General features: G+C 30.6%; 28 protein-coding genes. 15 read left to right on the top strand and 13 right to left on the bottom strand.

Annotated elements, in window-relative coordinates; genetic code table 11:
* Positions 1–9: 9 nt before the first annotated feature.
* The 3 genes from B4H69_RS13110 to B4H69_RS13120 form a co-directional block, all read right to left on the bottom strand.
* Positions 10–765, bottom strand: a complete 756-nt coding sequence (locus tag B4H69_RS13110) for a DUF4241 domain-containing protein (protein ID WP_115000280.1) — start codon at positions 763–765, stop codon at positions 10–12.
* 80 nt (positions 766–845) lie between these two features.
* Positions 846–1,445 carry a hypothetical protein gene (locus B4H69_RS13115; RefSeq protein ID WP_291094377.1) on the bottom strand — a complete coding sequence of 200 codons (600 nt, stop codon included), beginning with the start codon at positions 1,443–1,445 and terminating at the stop codon, positions 846–848.
* On the bottom strand, positions 1,438–2,013 hold the full coding sequence (locus tag B4H69_RS13120) for a Crp/Fnr family transcriptional regulator (protein WP_291094380.1): 576 nt from the start codon (positions 2,011–2,013) through the stop codon (positions 1,438–1,440). The genes B4H69_RS13115 and B4H69_RS13120 overlap by 8 nt, the downstream gene beginning before the upstream one ends.
* A gap of 108 nt (positions 2,014–2,121) precedes the next feature.
* Between B4H69_RS13120 and B4H69_RS13125 the strand changes: the two genes are divergently transcribed.
* From B4H69_RS13125 to B4H69_RS13135, 3 genes are all read left to right on the top strand, one after another.
* Positions 2,122–2,529 carry an RrF2 family transcriptional regulator gene (locus B4H69_RS13125; protein ID WP_291094382.1) on the top strand — a complete coding sequence of 136 codons (408 nt, stop codon included), beginning with the start codon at positions 2,122–2,124 and terminating at the stop codon, positions 2,527–2,529.
* 60 nt (positions 2,530–2,589) lie between these two features.
* Entirely contained in the window at positions 2,590–3,246 is a 657-nt protein-coding gene (locus tag B4H69_RS13130) for an NAD(P)-dependent oxidoreductase (protein ID WP_286478168.1), read from the top strand.
* A 94-nt stretch (positions 3,247–3,340) separates the two neighbouring features.
* Positions 3,341–3,772 (top strand): hypothetical protein, encoded by a 432-nt coding sequence (locus B4H69_RS13135; RefSeq protein WP_280061468.1) that lies wholly within the window; start codon positions 3,341–3,343, stop codon positions 3,770–3,772.
* A gap of 53 nt (positions 3,773–3,825) precedes the next feature.
* Here the strand turns inward: B4H69_RS13135 and B4H69_RS13140 are convergent, their stop codons facing one another.
* Positions 3,826–4,227, bottom strand: a complete 402-nt coding sequence (locus tag B4H69_RS13140; protein WP_291094387.1) for a hypothetical protein — start codon at positions 4,225–4,227, stop codon at positions 3,826–3,828.
* Positions 4,228–4,338: 111 nt separating this feature from the next.
* A complete protein-coding gene (locus tag B4H69_RS13145; RefSeq protein ID WP_019973715.1) occupies positions 4,339–4,704 on the bottom strand; it encodes a methylglyoxal synthase in 366 nt (121 codons plus the stop codon).
* 99 nt (positions 4,705–4,803) lie between these two features.
* Between B4H69_RS13145 and B4H69_RS13150 the strand changes: the two genes are divergently transcribed.
* Positions 4,804–5,853, top strand: a complete 1,050-nt coding sequence (locus tag B4H69_RS13150; RefSeq protein WP_291094389.1) for a 2Fe-2S iron-sulfur cluster-binding protein — start codon at positions 4,804–4,806, stop codon at positions 5,851–5,853.
* 68 nt (positions 5,854–5,921) lie between these two features.
* Here the strand turns inward: B4H69_RS13150 and B4H69_RS13155 are convergent, their stop codons facing one another.
* The gene (locus B4H69_RS13155; RefSeq protein WP_038335819.1) at positions 5,922–7,244 is read right to left on the bottom strand and encodes a solute carrier family 23 protein; all 1,323 of its coding nucleotides are present in this window, start codon (positions 7,242–7,244) and stop codon (positions 5,922–5,924) included.
* 148 nt (positions 7,245–7,392) lie between these two features.
* On the opposite strand from B4H69_RS13155, the gene B4H69_RS13160 reads away from it, so the two are divergent.
* Positions 7,393–7,614 carry a heavy-metal-associated domain-containing protein gene (locus tag B4H69_RS13160; RefSeq protein ID WP_038335762.1) on the top strand — a complete coding sequence of 74 codons (222 nt, stop codon included), beginning with the start codon at positions 7,393–7,395 and terminating at the stop codon, positions 7,612–7,614.
* A 61-nt stretch (positions 7,615–7,675) separates the two neighbouring features.
* Here B4H69_RS13160 and B4H69_RS13165 read toward each other — a convergent pair whose 3' ends face one another.
* Both B4H69_RS13165 and B4H69_RS13170 read right to left on the bottom strand, forming a co-directional pair.
* Positions 7,676–8,020, bottom strand: coding sequence for a hypothetical protein (locus B4H69_RS13165; protein WP_038335765.1), 345 nt, complete (start codon positions 8,018–8,020; stop codon positions 7,676–7,678).
* Positions 8,021–8,048: 28 nt separating this feature from the next.
* Entirely contained in the window at positions 8,049–8,576 is a 528-nt protein-coding gene (locus tag B4H69_RS13170) for a YfiT family bacillithiol transferase (protein ID WP_280038001.1), read from the bottom strand.
* A 175-nt stretch (positions 8,577–8,751) separates the two neighbouring features.
* On the opposite strand from B4H69_RS13170, the gene B4H69_RS13175 reads away from it, so the two are divergent.
* Together B4H69_RS13175 and B4H69_RS13180 are read left to right on the top strand one after the other, a co-directional pair.
* Entirely contained in the window at positions 8,752–9,234 is a 483-nt protein-coding gene (locus B4H69_RS13175) for a hypothetical protein (RefSeq protein WP_052217819.1), read from the top strand.
* 23 nt (positions 9,235–9,257) lie between these two features.
* Positions 9,258–9,704 carry a hypothetical protein gene (locus B4H69_RS13180; protein ID WP_180906754.1) on the top strand — a complete coding sequence of 149 codons (447 nt, stop codon included), beginning with the start codon at positions 9,258–9,260 and terminating at the stop codon, positions 9,702–9,704.
* Here B4H69_RS13180 and B4H69_RS13185 read toward each other — a convergent pair.
* Positions 9,701–10,150, bottom strand: a complete 450-nt coding sequence (locus tag B4H69_RS13185) for a hypothetical protein (RefSeq protein WP_180906755.1) — start codon at positions 10,148–10,150, stop codon at positions 9,701–9,703. The two genes, B4H69_RS13180 and B4H69_RS13185, sit on opposite strands and share 4 nt — an antisense overlap.
* A gap of 192 nt (positions 10,151–10,342) precedes the next feature.
* Between B4H69_RS13185 and B4H69_RS13190 the strand changes: the two genes are divergently transcribed.
* The 3 genes from B4H69_RS13190 to B4H69_RS13200 all read left to right on the top strand — a co-directional run bounded on the left by B4H69_RS13190 (position 10,343) and on the right by B4H69_RS13200 (position 12,591).
* Complete coding sequence (locus B4H69_RS13190) at positions 10,343–11,092, top strand: GLPGLI family protein (RefSeq protein WP_291094393.1); 750 nt, start codon at positions 10,343–10,345, stop codon at positions 11,090–11,092.
* Positions 11,093–11,220: 128 nt separating this feature from the next.
* Positions 11,221–11,520 carry a DUF3861 domain-containing protein gene (locus B4H69_RS13195; RefSeq protein ID WP_115000261.1) on the top strand — a complete coding sequence of 100 codons (300 nt, stop codon included), beginning with the start codon at positions 11,221–11,223 and terminating at the stop codon, positions 11,518–11,520.
* A 6-nt stretch (positions 11,521–11,526) separates the two neighbouring features.
* Positions 11,527–12,591: an NAD(P)H-dependent flavin oxidoreductase gene (locus B4H69_RS13200; protein ID WP_291094396.1), complete on the top strand. Its 1,065-nt coding sequence runs from the start codon at positions 11,527–11,529 to the stop codon at positions 12,589–12,591.
* On the opposite strand, the gene B4H69_RS13205 is transcribed toward B4H69_RS13200, so the two are convergent.
* On the bottom strand, positions 12,592–12,954 hold the full coding sequence (locus B4H69_RS13205; protein ID WP_291094398.1) for a hypothetical protein: 363 nt from the start codon (positions 12,952–12,954) through the stop codon (positions 12,592–12,594).
* On the bottom strand, positions 12,955–13,203 hold the full coding sequence (locus B4H69_RS13210) for a TMEM175 family protein (protein WP_349679670.1): 249 nt from the start codon (positions 13,201–13,203) through the stop codon (positions 12,955–12,957).
* Between the two features lie 101 nt (positions 13,204–13,304).
* Here B4H69_RS13210 and B4H69_RS13215 point away from each other — a divergent pair, with 101 nt between their 5' ends.
* Positions 13,305–13,856 (top strand): DUF1697 domain-containing protein, encoded by a 552-nt coding sequence (locus B4H69_RS13215; protein WP_291094400.1) that lies wholly within the window; start codon positions 13,305–13,307, stop codon positions 13,854–13,856.
* Positions 13,857–13,873: 17 nt separating this feature from the next.
* Complete coding sequence (locus B4H69_RS13220) at positions 13,874–14,290, top strand: hypothetical protein (RefSeq protein ID WP_291094402.1); 417 nt, start codon at positions 13,874–13,876, stop codon at positions 14,288–14,290.
* A 69-nt stretch (positions 14,291–14,359) separates the two neighbouring features.
* Here the strand turns inward: B4H69_RS13220 and B4H69_RS13225 are convergent, their stop codons facing one another.
* A complete protein-coding gene (locus tag B4H69_RS13225; RefSeq protein WP_291094404.1) occupies positions 14,360–14,920 on the bottom strand; it encodes a TlpA family protein disulfide reductase in 561 nt (186 codons plus the stop codon).
* Positions 14,921–14,990: 70 nt separating this feature from the next.
* Positions 14,991–15,584, bottom strand: coding sequence for a thioredoxin family protein (locus B4H69_RS13230; protein WP_291094406.1), 594 nt, complete (start codon positions 15,582–15,584; stop codon positions 14,991–14,993).
* 111 nt (positions 15,585–15,695) lie between these two features.
* Here B4H69_RS13230 and recG point away from each other — a divergent pair, with 111 nt between their 5' ends.
* From recG to B4H69_RS13245, 3 genes are all read left to right on the top strand, one after another.
* Entirely contained in the window at positions 15,696–17,801 is a 2,106-nt protein-coding gene (recG, locus tag B4H69_RS13235; protein WP_291094408.1) for an ATP-dependent DNA helicase RecG, read from the top strand.
* A gap of 179 nt (positions 17,802–17,980) precedes the next feature.
* Positions 17,981–18,145 (top strand): hypothetical protein, encoded by a 165-nt coding sequence (locus tag B4H69_RS13240; protein WP_280045617.1) that lies wholly within the window; start codon positions 17,981–17,983, stop codon positions 18,143–18,145.
* A gap of 239 nt (positions 18,146–18,384) precedes the next feature.
* A complete protein-coding gene (locus tag B4H69_RS13245) occupies positions 18,385–19,908 on the top strand; it encodes a catalase (protein WP_291094410.1) in 1,524 nt (507 codons plus the stop codon).
* Positions 19,909–19,920 lie beyond the last annotated feature (12 nt).

Raw genomic sequence — 19,920 nt, forward strand, 5'->3', positions numbered from 1 at the left:
AAAAATTAATTACAACCATTCGTCATCATCTTCTGAATCTTCTAATTCAGCATCGATGAATTGAATATAAAATGCAATAATTTCTCCTTTTTCATTGTATCCAAAGTAAGCAGGATAAATTCCTTCACCAAAACCAGCTTGAAAAATTGCCGATTTGAATTCTGTATTTGGAATTGTCCAATTGATCCAATCTCCTTCTTCTGATTGATATTTCGGATTATTTTTAGCGTTTTCTACAAATAATGCATTGAAATAATCATCATATAAATTTACATCACCTTTACTTTCGAATTCATCAATAAACTTTACAAAAGAATCTTTTGCTTCTGCATCAACAATTGTTGCTAAACCACTTTCGATAGAAAAACCAAAATATTCTCCTTCTTGTAATTCATCAATCAACTCAATTCCTTTCATTGCTTCTTCATAACGAACAGGTTTTTCGTTTGTAAAAGCAACTTTGATACAACCAATCAAATTCTCAACATCACCATCGTCTTCAAATTTTACGATGCTTGCAGTTACAGGAAAATTACCTTTTGGCGTTTCAAGGAAATAAGGATCTTTGTCCATTGATAAATATTCACCCAAAGGATCATTCACAAAGATTTTTCCAGACGGTAAAGAAACTTCTCCCATTTCAATTTGGTCGATTTCTACACCTCCAATTTCTTTATCTGTAAAATATTTTTCTAAATCATTAGGAGCTAAAGTGAATTCTCTTTTAGATTCCCAAGTTTTTAACCATTCTGCTGTTGGTTGCATAAATTATTGTTTTTAAGTGGTACAAAATTACATTAAATAATGAGACTAGCTTAACTTTTATATGTTAGTGAAAAATTAAATTATCTTAATTTTTTTCTCAACTCGTTCTTATCAATATCATATTCTAAATGCATGATCGAAATTAAATCATCTTCAGAAAGTAAATTGTTTTTGTAATATTGAATTAAAAATGATTCGATTTTAGAAAATTCATTTAACGATTTTTGTAAAAAATAAGCCTCAATAAATTGATTGTCTTTTGTTTTTAATGTAATCAAATTACTAATTCCGTGCGAACCTTCTGGATTTTCGAACTCACCAAATTCCTTTACAGCTTTTCCTTTGTAATCTTCATTATCAATGACAATAGAAAACAAATCGTTGATTGAAAAAGTTTGATCCTTTAAAGAAATTGTATCTTTTGTAAATGTCAATTTTCCATCAAAATTACCTTTCAATTCTGCCGAAGGTCGCTTAAAATAACCATTCCAATAAGCAACAGCTGTTGCTAAAAGCCCAATAAAAATGTAATAATACGTTTGATTTTTGAACACTTTCAGTTCCAAAAACACAAAACTAATTACAGTAACCGCTAAGAATGATAAGATGACTTTTGCAATCTGTTTATTATTTTTTTTAGGTTTTTCTGGTACAAAAATTTCAAAACTATAACTATCCATGTGCTATTTCTTTACGAACTCTACTTAAACTTTCGGGTGTGATGCCTAAATATGAAGCGATCATCCATTGCGGTATGCGAGAGAGTTGGTTGGGATAAAGACGCATAAATTCTAAATAACGAGTCTTTGCAGATGCACCAAGTAACAAATTAATACGATCTTGTAAACTACGTACATGATTTTGAATTAATTTATTTTGAGCAGCTAAATAATTTGGATTTAATCGTGTGATTAGATCATTCAATTTTTCATTCAATAAAATAACGGTAGAATCTTCTATTGCTTGAATATAAAATTTTGATTGTTGCTTACAAAAAGCACTATTTCTATCACTTACAATCCAATTTTCTGTACCAAATTGTAAAACATGTTCTTTTCCGTTTTCATCTATTGTATAAGAACGAATAACGCCAGATTCTACAAAAAAATAATCTTCGGAATATTCGCCAGGTTCTAAAATAAATTCATTTTTTTTGATGTCTTTTACCACCAAAAATTTTTCAATTTCTGCCCATTGTTCTTCTGTGAGATCAATAATATTTGATAAATGTTTTTTATAATTTTCCATATGTATAGGAGTATGCAACAAATTTAAGTGAAATTAATTAATAAAATTGTATCAATATTTGTTACAATTAAAAATTTTGTACTAAATTTGTCCCATCGATTTAAAGAAATGAATAATTTAAGATTTGCAACAGCTATTCATATTTTAGTTTTGACTGAAAAATTTAAAGGACAATTAATTACTTCTGATTTTATTGCGGGTAGTATTAATGTGAATCCTGTTGTGGTTCGTCGTGAGATTAAATTCTTGAAAGAAGCAGGTTTCATTGATTCTAAAAAAGGTAAAGAAGGAGGAATTTATTTAGTTAAAGATTCTGCTGATATTTTGTTAGGTGATGTCTATAAAATTGTCAATCAAGAAAATATTTTTGGAAGAATGAATCATACCAATCCTGAATGTCCAGTTGGTAAACAAATGAATGACAATCTTGAAAAATTATTTGATCATGCTGAATCAGAATTGATTAAATCGTTAAATCATAAAACTTTAAAACAATTTTCTGATAAATTTAAGTAAAATTTTTTATCTTTAAATGTAACAAAATTAATTACAATATAAAATCAAAAATTAAATAAAATGAGAGTAGCAGTAATTGGAGCAACAGGTTTTGTGGGCTCACATATCGTAGAAGAATTGGTAAATAGAAATCAATCTATCAAAGCATTTGCGCGAAATACAGACAACGTTTTGGATAGTAAAAATGTAGCAAAAGTGGCGTTAGATGTAAATGATGTGCAAGCTTTGGCGACAGATTTGAAAGGTGCTGATGTGGTTGTAAGCGCTTTTAATGCAGGTTGGACAAATCCAAATATTTATGAGGATTATTTGAAAGGTGCAAAAGCTATTGAAGAAGCAACTAAATTGGCAGGCGTAAAACGTTTGATTGTTGTTGGTGGAGCGGGAAGTTTGTATGTGAATGATCAAAAAGAATTACAAATTGTAGACGCGCCAGATTTTCCTGAACAAATAAAACAAGGCGCTTTGGCTGCAAGAGATTATTATAATATCTTGAAACAAGATAATGAGTTGGATTGGACAATGTTTTCTCCAGCGCCAGAAATGCATCAAGGAACTTCTGGAGAGCGAAAAGGTACGTATCGTTTAGGAAATGATGTTCCTGTTTTCAATGCAGAAGGTCGTAGTATTTTGTCTGTGGAAGATGTTGCAGTGGTAATTGCAGATGAAATTGAAAATGCCAATCATATAAAAAGCAGATTTACAGCAGCTTATTAAGATGTTTGAATAAAATTATAATAAAATTATTTTTATAGGACAATTTTTTGTTTTTGGTACGGTTTGTGAAAAACAGATAGCAAATACAAGAATAATGAAATTGTCAATCGCAATAGGATGTTTAATTCTAAGTTTAGGATTTGTTCTAATATGCTCTTTTCTAAATCTTGGTGTATTTTTTAATCAACTGCTTGGAGTAGTTTTTCTGTTCTGTAGTTTGTTTATGGGATATTTAGGTTTTGTCAATTTATTTGAACACCTAAATCATTCAAGATTAGTAAATAAAGGAGTAAAAGTAAAAGCACATATTATTGAAATAAAAAGAGGTTTATTAGGAGAAAATCATTTGCCAGACTATATAGTTGAAGTTTTTTATAAACATCCAAATACTGAAAAAATTTATTATACAGAATTTGAATATTTTGGAGATGTTAACGCAAGTGAGAATCTAAAGAAAGGAAAAGAGGTTGATATTTTAATCGATCCTCAAAATCCAGAAAATATTTATTATAAAAATGTAATTTAAAAAGGCTGTCCTAACAAATAAGACAGCCTTTATTATTTTTATTCGGATAAAAACTATTGTTTGATATACGTTTTATTTCCATTGTCATTAATGTAGTATTTTCCACCTTTTGGTCCTACATAAACTTTGTGCCCATTGTAAGTACCTGCAGTGGTAGTTTTAGCTACAGTCGTTTTTGTTTCTTTTTTTGGAGTAGTCGTTTTCTCCACTTTTTTTTCTGAAACTACTTTTTTATCAGTTGTACCTTTAGGGGTAACTTCAGTTTTCTTAGTTGTGGTTACTTTTACATCCTTTTTAGCATCTGTTCCTTTTTTATCTGCTGATGCTTTAGTTGTTGTTTTTACTGTTTCTGTTTTAGTTGCTTTTGTTGGAGTTTTTGTTTGAGCAAATGCTACAGATGATCCAGTAAAAGCAAATAAGCTAAGCGCGATAGCTGTTTTTTTAATTAAATTCATTGTGATTTTGTTTTGAATTGTTATTTATATTCAGTTAAAATTTCTATTCAATATTAAACAAATTATCATCCAAAACAATCAGAATAAACTTAAGATTAGCTTAAGAAAAAATTATTTTAAATGATCCAATAACATTTCTGCTGTCGCTGGGTTTGTAGCTAATGGAATATTGTGTACATCGCACAATCTCAATAACATATTTACATCTGGTTCGTGCGGATGTTTTCCCATCGGATCTCTAAAAAAGAAAACCATATCTGTTTTTCCTTCTACAACTCGAGCAGCAATTTGCGCGTCACCACCAAGAGGACCAGATAGATAGCGCGTAACTTTTAGTCCAGTTTGCTCCGCATACTTTCCTGTCGTTCCTGTTGCGATAAATGTGATATTATTCTTGTTTAAAGCTTCTTTATGTTTCATTAAAAAATTGACCATTTCAGCTTTTTTTCCATCATGAGCGATCAATGCTATTTCCATATATTTTTTCTATTTAATCTAAAATCTTACTTTTGTACAAAGTTAGCAGAACAATCTTAAATAACGAGTTGTTTTCAGAATTATAAATAGTATACGACTATGAAATTTAATTTATTAACGGTAAAAGAAATTGTAAAATTAACGGCTGATGCTGTTCAAATTTCGTTTGATGTTCCTGAGGAATTACACGAAGAATACAATTTTTTACCTGGACAATATATCACTCTTAATATTAATGGAGAACGAAGAGATTACTCTTTATGTGAATCTCCTAAAGATAAAAAATGGAGCATTGGGGTTAAATCTCAACCAAATGGAAAGATTTCTTCTTATTTAGCAAATGAACTAAAAGTTGGTGATCAATTAGAAGTTTCTACGCCAAGTGGACGTTTTTCTATCCCAACAAAACCAAACGAAAAACGTACGTTATTAGCTTTTACAGCGGGTAGTGGAATCACGCCAATTATGAGTATGTTGGAGTTTACGTTGCAGACTGAAGAATGGGTAAACTTTCATATTTTTTATGTGAATAGAGACGAAAACTCAATCATGTTTAAAGAGCGTTTGACAGAATTAAAACAAAAATATCCAAACAATGTTTTTATTCATCATTTCTATACGCGCCAAGATCAGGAGAATTTCATTTACAACGGACGAATTGATGAAAAGAAATTTGATTTAATCTTGAATCAAATTATTGATATCAACGAAGTAGATGAAGCGATGGTTTGTGGACCAGAACAAATGATTTTGACTTTAGCGAAGAAAATCAACGAAGCTGGAATTATCGAGAAACATATTCATTTCGAAATGTTTAATCCTTCAGTGAAAACAGAAGATATTTTTACAAAACATGACGAAGGACCTCAAACGGTTCAAGTTACTGTAACGCTTGATGGCGAAACTTCTGAAGTGACTTGGGATAGAGGAAAAAACTTGATTGACACAATGTTAGATGCTGGTATTGATGCACCTTATTCATGCAAAGGAGGTGTTTGTTCGTCTTGTATGTGTAAGATAACGGAAGGCGAAGTACATATCGGAGACAACTATGTATTAACGGATTCTGATTACGAAGAAGGAATGACGTTAGCGTGTATTTCTCGTCCAAAAACAGCTACTTTAGCAATTGATTTTGATGAAGTTTAAGAACAAAAAATATTTAATAAAAAAGACGGAAACTTATAATTTTCCGTCTTTTTTATTTTTATGATAATCTAATTTTCTTCATCAAACATTTCCTTAAACGACACAAATTCTCTTCCCGGAAGAATTAAATTTAAAGCAACTCCAATTATAGAAGCCAAAGCCATTCCTTCTAAAGAAAATAAATCTCCAATGTGAATTGCTGCACCACCAATTCCTATAATTAGGATAACAGATGAAATGATTAAGTTTCTCTTAATCTTAAAATCTACTTTATTTTCGATTAGCATTCTCAAACCACTCGAAGCAATAATTCCAAATAATAAAATTGAAACGCCACCCATAACTGGCGTTGGAATTGTACTTAATAAAGCTGAAACTTTACCGCAAAATCCAAATAAAATAGCAAAACACGCTGCTCCAATAAATACATAAATACTAAAAGCTCTTGTAATGGCTAAAACACCGATATTCTCGCCATATGTTGTGTTTGGTGGTCCACCTAAACAAGCCGCAATCATTGTTGCAATTCCGTCACCTAACATAGATCGGTCTAAACCTGGATCTTCAATTAAATCTCTATTCACGACTTTACTCAAAACTAATTGATGTCCGATATGTTCAGCGATTGGTACAATTGCAACCGGAATCATTAAGAAAATAACATACCAAGATAATGTGGGCGTATAATCTACAAAAGGAACCGTAAAGTCTGGAGTCATCAACCATTTTGCTTCTATAACAGGATTTAAATCAACAACTCCCATTATAATTGCAAAAATATATCCACCAATAATTCCGACTAAAACTGGAATTACACTCAAAAAACCTTTACTGAAAATTGCTGTAATTATTGTGATAATTAGGGTAACAAAACCAATTGTAACATAGGTTAAATCATATTCACCAGAAGGATTATTTGTCACCATTTTGATTGCTGTAGAAGCTAATCCCAGACCAATTACCATAATTACTGGACCAACAACAATAGGAGGTAAAAGTTTCATTAACCATTTTGTTCCAGCCGTTGCGATAAATAGTGCGACCAATGAATAGGTAACTCCTACCAAAAAACTACCAACTAAGAAGCTTCCTGTTGCAATTCCACTTTCTGGGTTTGCTTCTAAAGCTTTCATTGCGATAATTGGATTGATAAAAGCAAATGAAGATCCAAGGTAAGAAGGGACTTTTCCTCGTGTAATTAAGATGAAAACTAAAGTTCCGATTCCGCTCGAAATTAATGCAATTGCTGGTGACATTCCTGTCAAAGCGGGAACTAAAACTGTTGCACCAAACATCGCAAAAAGATGCTGTATACTTAATAATATACCTTGTCCTAACTTCGGTTTTTCGTCGATAGCTAAGACAATATTTTGGTCATTTTGTTGACTCATTTGTAAAGAAATTGAAATTGTTTTGTTTGAATGCAAAAGTAGCTCAAAACGATTAATAAGTACAGAAATCATATAACTATTTAGCGAAATCTTGTAAATGATTTTGTAGTTATTCTAGCGAAATTTGTAAAACAAAAATCAATGAATTATGGAAACAAAAGAATTAAAATTCAAAACAAATATAAATTGTAGTGGTTGCGTGAGCAAAGTAAAACCTTTTTTGGATAAGTTAGATGGTTTAGAAGCTTGGGAAGTTGATACTGATAATCCTGATAAAGTTTTGTCTGTAAAAATAAATCAAGCAACAGACGAAGAAATTATTGATACAATTGAGGAAGTTGGTTTTTCAGCTGAATTAATTGAAGAATAGATAATTTTTTAGGTAGAATGACTTATGTTTTTGTGATAATTTAAGTCAATATAATCTCAAGTTAATCTTGTATTGACTTGAGATTTTTTATTTTATTTTTTCGAAATTGTAGAAAGAAAAGTACGCCCATTGCAAGTTGAAGGATGAATAATAAAATAATCCACGTATTCATTTTTGCTGCAAAATCTGATAATTGATTGTATAGTACATCATATTTTTCCACCGAAGTTTCAGCTATATTTTTCACAAAACGTATATCATTCGATTTTTCAATCAGCATAATTTGTTCACCTTTATAACCTTCATTTTTATTCGGAACAAGTTCAATTTGATTCGCGCTTACAAAAAATAGAAAAATACTAATGATTGTAGATAAAAATAATAGAAAATAATTGATGTATTTCATTGGTTACAAAATGTTGTGCAAAGATACATTAACTTTTCTTAGCTTGCTTTATATGCGCTAAATGATGATTGCAATGCCAAGCATAAATCGCAAGATTTGTTTTTAAATCAATCAATTGATTTGTTTCCGGATGACGAAATTTTTTCTCCCAATCGCTTTCAACAAACGAATTTAACAAAACAACCCAACGTTGATGCAGCGCAAATAGCAAATTGACTGAAATGTTGACTTCAAGATTTTTAGAATCTTCTAATTCAGCCCAAATATTTTCCTCGTAAGGTTTTATTGTCGGAACATCTTCGGTTAAAGCTAGTTTAAAACGAATAAAGCTATTCATATGGCTATCTGCACAATGATGCACAACTTGTCTAATTGTCCAGCCTTCTGGACGATATTGCTGTTCTAATTCAGCTTCTGAAAGAGAGGTAATTTCATTCTGAATTTTTTGTGGAAATTCACGAATTGTTGAAATCCATTGTTCAATAGATTCTTTATTAAATGATGCTGGAATTTCAAATTTTCCAATCGGATATTTTAAATTTTCTAGTGTTTTCATATTGTTCTTAAATTTAATAAATTTTACAACTTTACTGATAAAAATTATTCTATTTTGTTAGAACGAGTCACTAACTTTGCAACTTCAAAAAATAATTGTGCAAACCAAACGCATCATAAAATTTGTCACCATACTGATTATTTTTGTAATTCAGTTTTTGTTTCTATTTGCGATAATGAATGAGCGGATAGAACATTATGTTGTGCCATATATTATTGTTGCGATTTGTGCTTTGTTGTTAATTGTTTACCGCAAATTCCCGTTACATCATCACGAATATTCATTTGATCGAAAAACATTAGTTTTATGGATTCCTATAGCTGCAATTATAACGTATTTAATCAATAATCAACTTGGTTTAGGAGGCGTTTTTTCAGCTGGAATTATCGGAACTTTAGGTTCATTTTTAACGAAGTTTAATCCTCGTTCAGAATATCTAAAACAAATTGCAGGACCTATATATTGTGGTGCTTTCATTGGAATGACTTCGCTTGATTTTCAGTATGTTTATTGGATGATTATTACGGCTGGAGTTTTTACAGCCTTGTTATTTTTTGCTACAAAATCTTTATTTGTTGGTGTAGGAGGAAAGCTGGGAACGTTAGCATTTATCGGAGTTTTATTGAGTATGTTGTTGTTTAAATTAATTATTGGCTAATGATTACTGAATTTTTAATATTAATGATGTGTTCAATAATAGCTTCATTAACAACGTACGAATTAAATATTCGTTTCAAACAAGGTCCAGTTCGTGCTTCTGCAATGATTGCGATGATTGTTGGCGGATTTTTTTATTTCTTTCCGACAATTTTACCTGAGTTTTATACCAAAAATATTCCGTTGTATGTAATCGGTGGAACTTTCATTGGAATGGTATCATCAACCATAAGTATCAGTTATTTTTCGTTGGTTTTTTCTCCAATTTTATTTGCAGTTTTATTGCATTATACAAGCAAAGTTTTCAATGGTTATGGAGGTGCGTTAGGTACAACTGCTTGCATCTCATTGATGTGTACAATGGCATTCCCAATTATTACAAAAAATAAAAAGGTGACCTATGGTTATCGTCTAATTCGAATTATTTTCAAGAAAAGAAAACGTAATAGAATTATTAAACGTAAAGTTTAATCAAAGCAATTGAAAACTATCTCTCCCAATGTTTTACTTTTCCAATAATTAATTTGTTTTATTTCTGATTCTCCTAATAATTCTAAATCAGAAACTTCTACTTTTTTGTTTAATTCTTTTGGATTTAGAAGGATCAAACTTGAATTTACTTCGGCTTTTAATTGTGAAATTAATTCAACAGGAAAGTCAATAAATTTCAAATCGAAACATCTATTTTTTTCAACACAAGCAAAAATTAAATAAGTAGAATTTACAATCAAATAAAAATCTTGTTTTGTCTTTTGATAATTAATTTTAATTTGATAAAAGTTAGATGAATCATTCACTTTCAGAACAACTTCTGTCTTGGTAAATGGATATTTGATTCCTTTCAGAATTTTCTCTAAATCTTCTATTGTGTAATTAGGAGTGGTGTCAAAACCTGTAATTCCTTTTTGTAATTTCATAAATTTTGGTCGTCAATATATTTTAAATGTAATATTTATTCCTTCAATTTATATAATTCTCAACTTTAGGAAATTGTTAAATTTTCTAATTATATTTTATGAATATGATATGATTTATTGTGTCATATTTAACAAATTCATCTCATTTGATTCTTTACTTTTGAAACTAACAAAACCATAAATTATTATAACATGAAAAAACTTATACTTTCGGTATGTTTTACGACTATTTCTTGTATTGCTTCGTTTGCACAAGCTAAAAAGGAGAACATAAAAGTAATCTATAACACAGATTTTATTTTAGATTTCGATAAAATCAAAAGTAGTATTCCTGCTGCGTATCAAGCGAGTTTCAAAAGTGAAATAGATCGCGGAATTTCGGTGAAATTTGTATTGGAAAGTAATGGAAAAATGTCTTCTTTCAAACCTGAAATTAAAATTGATAACAATCAATCCAATGATAATTCTATTGCGCAGATGATTATTGCTGCAGAAGCAAATCCACAATATAAAGATTATGAAAAAAATGAATTTTATAATGTGAAAGATTTTGGTGTGAAAACCTTTTTGATTAAGGATAAAATCTTTGATTATCAATGGAAAATAACAAAAGAAAAAACAGAAATAGCAGGTTATAATGCAACAAAAGCAATTGGAATAGACGAGGATGGAAAAGAGGTGATTGCATGGTATACAACGAGTTTGCCTTATAGAGATGGTCCTTATCGTTATGCTAATTTACCAGGTTTGATTGTGAAAGCAGAAATGTCAACAGATGAATTCAAGGCTGTTTTTACGATGAAAGAAATCGAAATTTTAGATAAAGATGTTGTGATTACTTTGCCAACAAAGGGAAAAGTTGTGACAGACAAAGAATTTATGGCGGAAATGAAAGCAATGAATGAACGTCATAAGCAAGTAAATCAAGGAGTTGATAAATAACAATAGAAGAGTTGCAGAAATGTGGCTCTTTTTTTGAATAAATATTATTGATTTAATCAATCAATTAAACGAATAATCATTTTAATTTTTGATAATTCTAATCTGTTACTTTTGGAAAAATTAGATTTATGACAAAGAAAGGAAATCACTACAAATTAACATTAGAACAGACCGAATTATTAGACAAAGATGCGCCATTACAAGCTCCAATTGTTTTAGATTTTATGAATCATGATGAGATTTTTAAGATTATTGAAATGATAAAATCTAAAAATCCGTTCGAAAATGAAAATCAATCAGTGGAATTTGCAATAGGTTTGAAGTTATTTTTGGAAGTGGTAATGAAGAATAAAAATAATCCAATTTTTGAGGATTTACTTCCTGCAATTAAAGCTTTTATGCCTAAATTGAAAGAAAATTTAAAATAAAAAAAGATGATTTGGCAAAATGAACTAACAGCATTATTTGGTGTAAAATATCCGATTATTCAAGCACCAATGTTTGGAGTAACGACACCAGAAATGGTTGCTGCAGCGAGTAATTGTAACTGTTTAGGTTCTTTGCCAATTGCTGATTTGGATGCAGAAAATTCATTGAAGCGAATTTATCAAACCAAAAAATTAACGAATAAACCTTTTGCTATCAATATTTTTGCGAACGATATTCCTGAAATCACACCAGAATTAAAGCAAAAGTATAATGCAACAAAAAATAAGTTAATTGAGCTTGCGCGTCTACAAAACTTTGATATCGTTTTTCCTGAGATTGAAGCTGTAAAACCAAATGGTTATAAGGAACAAATAGAAGTAATTTTACAAGAAAAGTGCAAAATCTTGAGTTTCACTTTTGGCAATTTTGACGATAATTCTATTAATCGTCTTAAAGAACATGATGTGACATTAATAGGGACTTGTACGACGTTGGAAGAAGCGATACAATTGGAAAAGTCGAATATTGATGTGATTAGTGTACAAGGAATTGAAGCTGGTGGACATCGTGGAACATTTAATCCAGATATTTTGCCTCAGATTGGAGGCTTTTCTTTGTTTTCGCAAGTAAAAGATGTTGTGAAAAAGCCGTTGATTTTTGCTGGTGGAATTTATGATGCGAAAACACTTTTGGCGGCTAAACAGTTGGGTGCAGATGCTTTTCAGATTGGTAGTTTGTTTTTGTGTTCCAATGAAAGTGCTTTAAAATCGTTCGAAAAAGAACGATTAAAAAATGTAAAAGAAAATGAAATTATCTTGTCAAAAAGTTTTTCTGGAAGATATGCACGAGGAATTGAGAATGAATTTATTCGTTTGTTTGAAAATTCCGAGTTTGTTTTACCTTATCCTCATCAAAATAAATTAACAAATTCGTTGAGAAACGTTTCTAAATTAAACGAAAATACAGCGTTCACGAATTTATGGTTAGGGCAATCTTTTAAAAATTTTGAAGAAGATTCTACATCAAATCTTCTTCAAAAATTAATTGATTCTGTAGAGAATTATCAATAATTATCGCATCGATTCTTCAAATCTTCTATCTGGAATCAGCCATAATAAAGCTATTAAAGCATAAATGATAATACCAATTTCTGGTTTTACAAATGAAATTCCGATTCCGACTAAATAACCAATACTATAGGTCTTTTCTTTTAAATTTCTACTCAGAGACTTCGCAATAATAGATTCCTTTCCTTCTTGTTTTATAGCAATTTTTTCAATAATCATAAATGCTACAATGCTCATAAATAGGACAAATCCATAAAAAGCAACATGAAAAGTTGAGTCGTAATTTTCGCCCATCCAACCTGTGGAAACTGGTAACAAAGACAACCAAAAAAGTAGATGCAAATTACTCCATAAAATTCGCGCCATTTACTTTCTCAATTGCCTGAAAAAGATGATGATATTGTTCCAATAAATTCCAACATAAATAAAACTGAACAAATAATTCAAAAATTTCGGGATATAAGGTTTCAAACTCATGATATCATCACCGAGCGGAACTTTCAAATCCAAAATCATAATGGTAATAATTATCGCAAGAACGCCGTCGCTAAAGGCTTCTAATATGTTTGTAGTTATAGATTTTATCAGTTTTTGATTATTCAGAATGATGCTAATTTATCAAAATTATCATAACAATTGAAGGATTTGTTTCAAAATTTCTATTATATTTATTTTCATAATTTTAAACCAAGTTTCTCATAAATAGAGATAATTTTATGAATACTTTTATTGCAATTCTGAGAGGTATAAATGTAAGTGGTAAAAAAATCATCAAAATGGATGTTTTGACCAAACTTTTGGAGGAAATTAAACTGGAAAATGTGACGACTTACGTGCAAAGTGGGAATGCTGTTTTTTCGACAAATTTGACTGATATCAAAGAAATTGGAGATTTAATTCACGATAAAATTGTAGAAAGTCTATCTTTTGAAGTTCCAATTTTGATTCTTACCATCGAAAAATTAAAAAATATCATCGAAAACAATCCATTTTTAAAGGATTTGAGCATCGATAAAGAGTTTTTGCATTATATGTTTTTAGCCAATAAACCTTCGGAAATTAATACTGAAAAAGTTGAAAGTTCAAAAACTGAAGATGAACAATATTTTATTGCTGATGATGTCGTTTATTTGTATTGTCCTTCCGGTTATGGAAAAACAAAATTGACCAATAATTTTTTCGAAAAACTACTAAATGTAAGTGCTACAACACGTAATCAAAATACAACAACTGCTTTATTACAATTGGCTTTGATGAGAGAAAATTAAACGAGAATTTAAAAAATATGCATCCAATTATACGAAATATTTTAGCATTTATTGCGGGATTAATTCTCGCGAATATAGTGAATATATGTTTGATTATTTTAGGAAATAACCTAATTCCAGCACCAGAAGGAGCAGATATTTCATCAACGGAAGGTTTGCAAGCAACAATGCATTTGCTACAACCACAAAATTATCTTTTTCCATTTTTAGCACACGCTTTAGGATCGTTTACACGAGGATTTATCATTGCAAAATTAGCTGATACAAACAAAATGAAGTTGGCAATTGCTTTCGGAATTTTATATTTAAGCTTTGGATTGTACATGATCGCCGTAGTTCCTGCACCAACGTGGTTTTCTATGTTAGATGGATTTTTGGCATATTTACCAATGACTTACATCGGTGCGAAATTAGCTTTATTAAAAAGAAAGTAGAAATATTTTGACATAAAAAAAGCCGTTATTAATCAATTAATAACGGCTTTTTTATGTTTTTGAATGAAATTATTCAGCGATTAATTTATCTAATAAATCATTAATTTCTTTATCGTTCCAATCTCTTGTTTTTGTTTCTTTCAATACAACTTCACCTTTCTTATTTAAAATATACGTTGTTGGAAATACCTTTGGTAACATATTGTTCGAAATTGGACTATTCGGCTCATAAACTGGCATTGTATAATTATTTTTTTGCAAAAAAGGATTGAAAACTGTTGGTTTATCCTGAATTGCAATCAATACAAATTTTACTTTTTGTCCTTTTGCTTCATACAATTTCTGAATTGTTGGCATTTCTGCTACACAAGGAGGACACCAGCTTCCCCAAAAATTTAGAAAAACAACTTCACCACTTTTCTTGAAATCAATCAAGTTTGTATTCGCAGCGCCGTTATGACCAATTAAATCAATGTCATAATCACTTTCTGTTAATTCAATATCAGAACCAGCAACGTGGCTATTGTCTTCCATTTTACTTTTAAAAAATGTACCGATTGGCGTAAACATAATAGCGACTAAAGTGACAACTACAACGATGGCAAAAATAATTTGCTTATTTCCTTTCATTTTTCTTTTTCAATAAAATCTTACACAAAGATGCGAACAAATAACAAGTTGAACAAATTGAAAAAAATGATTAATTACCGATGTTTTCGTCAATCAAATCTAAAATTTCATTTACAATATCTTCACCTTTATTATTGTTGTAATATTTTTGTAAATCTTCGTGAAAATCATCTGCCGAATACGTATCAGGATTACTTTTGAAACGCGCCAACATTTCCATTCCAGCTTGTGGACGAGGACCAAAACGGAAAGCTTCTTCATTTTCTTCATTCACTCCAATAATAATCGGAATAGAAGCGGCTCCATTTGTTTTGTATTTTTCCATTAACTCCAAGTTTTCATCACGTAAAACATAATGTGTCGAAACATTTAGTGCATTTGCCAATTTCTCAACAACGGGTAAAATTTGAGAAGCATCTCCACACCAACCTTCTGTAATGACTAATAATTTTAAATTATTTGCAGTTGATTTAACGCGTGTTTCTTGCGCAGGATTTAATTTGAATGTCTTAAAAATTCTGTTCATGCGCTGCAATCCCAAAGCATAATATTGTACATATTCTTTCGGATCATCGTTTTCGATTTCGTTTTCCAAATCATCTTCAACGCGTGTGATATAATCTTCGTATGATAAACCTTTGTTGATGTATTCTGTTAAATTCATTTGATTCTAATTTGTTACAAATATAAAGTAATTCTACAAGATTATTTTGTAACAATGATGACATTGTTTGTCGTTAAAATTTGGTAAATTGCGACTTTCGAAAGTAGAAAAATGTATCAAAATCCATTAAAAAAAACAATAGAATATTTAAAAGGTGCTGGACCTGAGCGTGCTAAAACACTGCAAAGTGAATTCAGAATTTTTAGATACGAAGATTTGATACAACATTTTCCTTTTCGTTATGTTGATAAATCAAAATTCTATAAAATTTCTGAAATTTCTTCAACAGCTGCCGAAATTCAATTGAAAGGTAAAATTGTTAGTTTAGAAGAAATTAATCAAGGAAAAGTAAAACGTTTGGTTGGGAAATTTCAAGATGGGACAGGAACTTTAGAATTGGTTTGGTTCAAAGTTTCTTCTTGGCAAAAGGAGAAATTGAGAAATGATCTTTTCAAAGAAGTTGTCATTTACGGAAAACCAAATGTATTCAATAATAATTTCAGTATCACACATCCTGAAATTGAATTAGTTGAAGACTCGAAAAATATTCCGCTTGGATTATTTCCAGTTTATCCGAGTACCGAAAAGTTGACAAAAAAAGGAATAACGAATCGTGTTCTTCAGAAAATGATGATGAATCTTTTTGCTGAAAATAATGATATTCCTGAGAATTTACCATTAAATGTTCTCGATCATTATAAATTAGTTGGAAGAAATGAAGCCTTAAAAGCAATTCATTTTCCAAAAGATGTAACAGAATTAAATGCGGCAATTCGACGTCTAAAATTTGAAGAATTTTTCTTTCTAAATCTTGCTAATCTCTCTCAAAAAGCAGTCAATAAACAAAAGAATAGAAGTAATCCTTTTCCAGAAATTGGTCGTTATTTCAATACATTTTACAATGAATATTTACCTTTTGAATTGACAAATGCACAAAAAAGAGTGATAAAAGAAATTCGTTTTGATCTTCGTCAACCTGCGCAAATGAATCGTTTGTTGCAAGGTGATGTTGGTTCTGGAAAAACGATGGTTGCGTTGTTAACGATGTTGATTGCAGTCGACAATGGTTTTCAGGCGGCTTTAATTGCGCCAACCGAAATTCTTGCACAACAACATTACGAAAGCATTACAGAATTGCTGAATGGTTTGGATGTTTCGGTTGAATTATTGACTGGTTCGGTGACAAAGAAAAAGCGTCAACCAATTTTAGAAAACCTTGAAAATGGAAACCTTAAAATCATTATTGGGACGCATGCATTGTTAGAAGATAATGTGATTTTTCAGAATTTGGGATTAGCGATTATTGATGAACAACATCGTTTTGGAGTTGCTCAACGTGCTAAATTTTGGAGAAAAGCTAAACTTCCACCACATATTTTAGTGATGACAGCGACGCCAATTCCTCGTACACTTTCGATGACAATGTATGGTGATTTGGATGTTTCAGTGATCGATGAATTACCAAAAGGACGAAAACCTATTAAAACGCTTCATAAAACGGATGCACATCGTTTGAGTGTTTTCAAATTTATGAAAGATGAAATTGCGAAAGGTCGTCAAATTTATGTGGTTTATCCATTAATTGAAGAATCAGCAAAGTTAGAATTGAAAGATTTAATGGATGGCTACGAAAGTATTTCTCGTGCTTTTCCGTTGCCAGAATATGCGATAAGTATTGTGCATGGTCGTCAAAAACCTGCTGATAAAGAATTTGAAATGAATCGTTTCAAAAATAATGAAACGCAAATTTTGGTTGCTACAACTGTGATAGAAGTTGGTGTAAATGTGCCAAATGCTTCTGTTATGATTATTGAAAATTCTGAACGTTTTGGACTTTCTCAATTGCATCAACTTCGTGGTCGTGTAGGTCGTGGTGCGGAACAATCGTATTGTATTTTGATGACAGGTGGAAAATTGAACGAAGTTTCGAAACGTCGTATACAAACGATGTGTCAAACAAATGATGGTTTTCAAGTAGCAGAAGTTGATTTGGAATTGCGTGGTCCTGGAGATATGATGGGAACGCAACAAAGTGGTGTTTTAAATCTTAAGATTGCTGATTTAGCGAAAGACAAAGAGGTTTTGTATGCAGCAAGAAAATGTGTTGAAGCTATTCTTTCACAAGATCCGACACTTTCTTCTCCGATTTATGAACCAACAAAAAAATATTTTATTGAAAATCATAAAGATAAAGTTGGTTGGAGTCAAATTTCTTAAAATTTAACATTAAGGAAACGATTTGTATAATTTTTTGGTATAATTTATGTTTGTTTAAAATCAAATACAAAACACCGAATTTTATTAGAAACTTTTAATTTTATCAATTGTGTTAAATGAAATTAACATTAAAAATTATTTTTAACACAACATTAGCGTCAACCAAAAAATTATAGATTATGATGTACACAAATTTAGAACTTATCAGAACTCCACAAGGAGTAGAGGTTGAAGGAAATTCACTATGGATGTTCAATCAGCATTTGAATTTAATGATATTAATCGCTAATGAATCGATAAAAATTAAACCTTCTATGTCTTTTCAACGATTTAGAAAAAATTAAATAATATCTCTCAAAACCGCTTGTTTAGCGGTTTTTTTATTTCTAAACTTCTTCATCATTTTTATTTATTCATTTATTGCGAAATAATATATCGTCTTATTCTTCCTTGTAAATAATTGAATTGTAATTATTATAAAAATTAATTATATCTAATAAATTTTATAGATTTGATTTATAGTTGTATCCGATTTAGTTTTGCTCTGTCTTAAAATGATAAATAAAAGAATAAAACTATAATTATGATCAAAAGAAGTTTAGTATTAAGTTTAGCATTTCTTTCTACGATTGGATTTGCGCAACAATTAACAACAAACACAGGTGCTCCAGTTGGAGATAATCAAAATTCTAAAACAATCGGAAACAATGGACAAGTTTTGTTGGAAGACATTCATTTAATTGAAAAATTAGCAGCGTTTGATCGCGAACGTATTCCAGAACGTGTTGTTCATGCGCGTGGAGCTGGAGCTTTCGGAGAATTTGTAGCTGATAAAGATTTTTCTGATGTAACGATGGCTGATTTCTTGTCAACAGCTGGTAAAAAAACACCATTACTTGTGCGTTTCTCTACTGTAACACATCAACAAGGTTCGCCAGAAACTTATCGTGATCCACGTGGATTTGCCGTTAAATTTTACACAGAACAAGGAAATTACGATTTAGTTGGAAACAATTTACCTGTTTTCTTTATTCGCGATGCGATCAAATTTCCTGATATGGTGCATGCTTTTAAGCCATCTCCTGTAACAAATGGCGCATCTGACCCAAATCGTGTATTTGATTTCTTCTCTAATTTGCCAGAATCTACGCATATGTTAACGTGGTTGTTTTCAGATTACGGAATTCCAGCAAATTTTCGTCAAATGGAAGGAAATGGCGTACATGCTTACAAATGGGTAAATGCAAAAGGTGAAGTAACTTATGTGAAATATAAATGGGTTCCTCAACAAGAAACGAAAAACTTAACTCAAGAAGAAGCTGATAAAATTCAATCGACTGCAATTGAGCATGCAACATTAGATTTACGTAATGAAATTGAGAAAGGAAACTTTCCGAAATGGGATTTATATGTTCAATTATTGAAACGAGAAGATTTTGATAAATTAGATTTCAATCCTGTTGATGTAACTAAAATTTGGCCAGAATCTATTGCAAAATTAGTTAAAGTTGGAACAATGACATTGAATGAGAATCCAACGAATTATTTTCAACAAGTTGAGCAAGCAGCATTCGCTCCAGCTACTTTGGTTCCAGGAATTGAAGCTTCTGAAGATAAATTGTTACAAGGTCGTTTGTTCTCTTATTTTGATACACAGCGTCACCGTTTAACGGGTAATTTTCAACAAATTCCTGTAAATGCTCCAAAAAACAATGTAAAAACATACAATCAAGATGGTTATATGTCGATCCGAGAGCAAAAAGGTGATGTAAATTATCAACCTTCAACAAATCTTCCTGAGGTTGTAGATAATGCAAAATTCAAGTATTCGAAATCTGTTTTTCCTGCGGGAGCAACAACAACTCAGCACGTCATTGATAAAGAAAATAACTTTGTGCAAGCTGGAGATTTGTACAAATCATTCTCTAAAAAAGATCAAGATAATTTAATCAAAAATTTATCCGGAGCTTTGAATGCGGTTAAAAATAAAGTAATTGTTCATAAAATGATTGCACATTTTTACCAAGCAAATACAGAATACGGAACACGTTTGATGAAGGCTACAAATACTTCTATGAACGATGTAAAGCAATATTTACCAAAATAATTTCTATTGGAT

The sequence above is a fragment of the Empedobacter sp. UBA6745 genome (assembly GCF_002453775.1).
Taxonomy (GTDB): Bacteria; Bacteroidota; Bacteroidia; order Flavobacteriales; family Weeksellaceae; genus Empedobacter; species Empedobacter falsenii_C.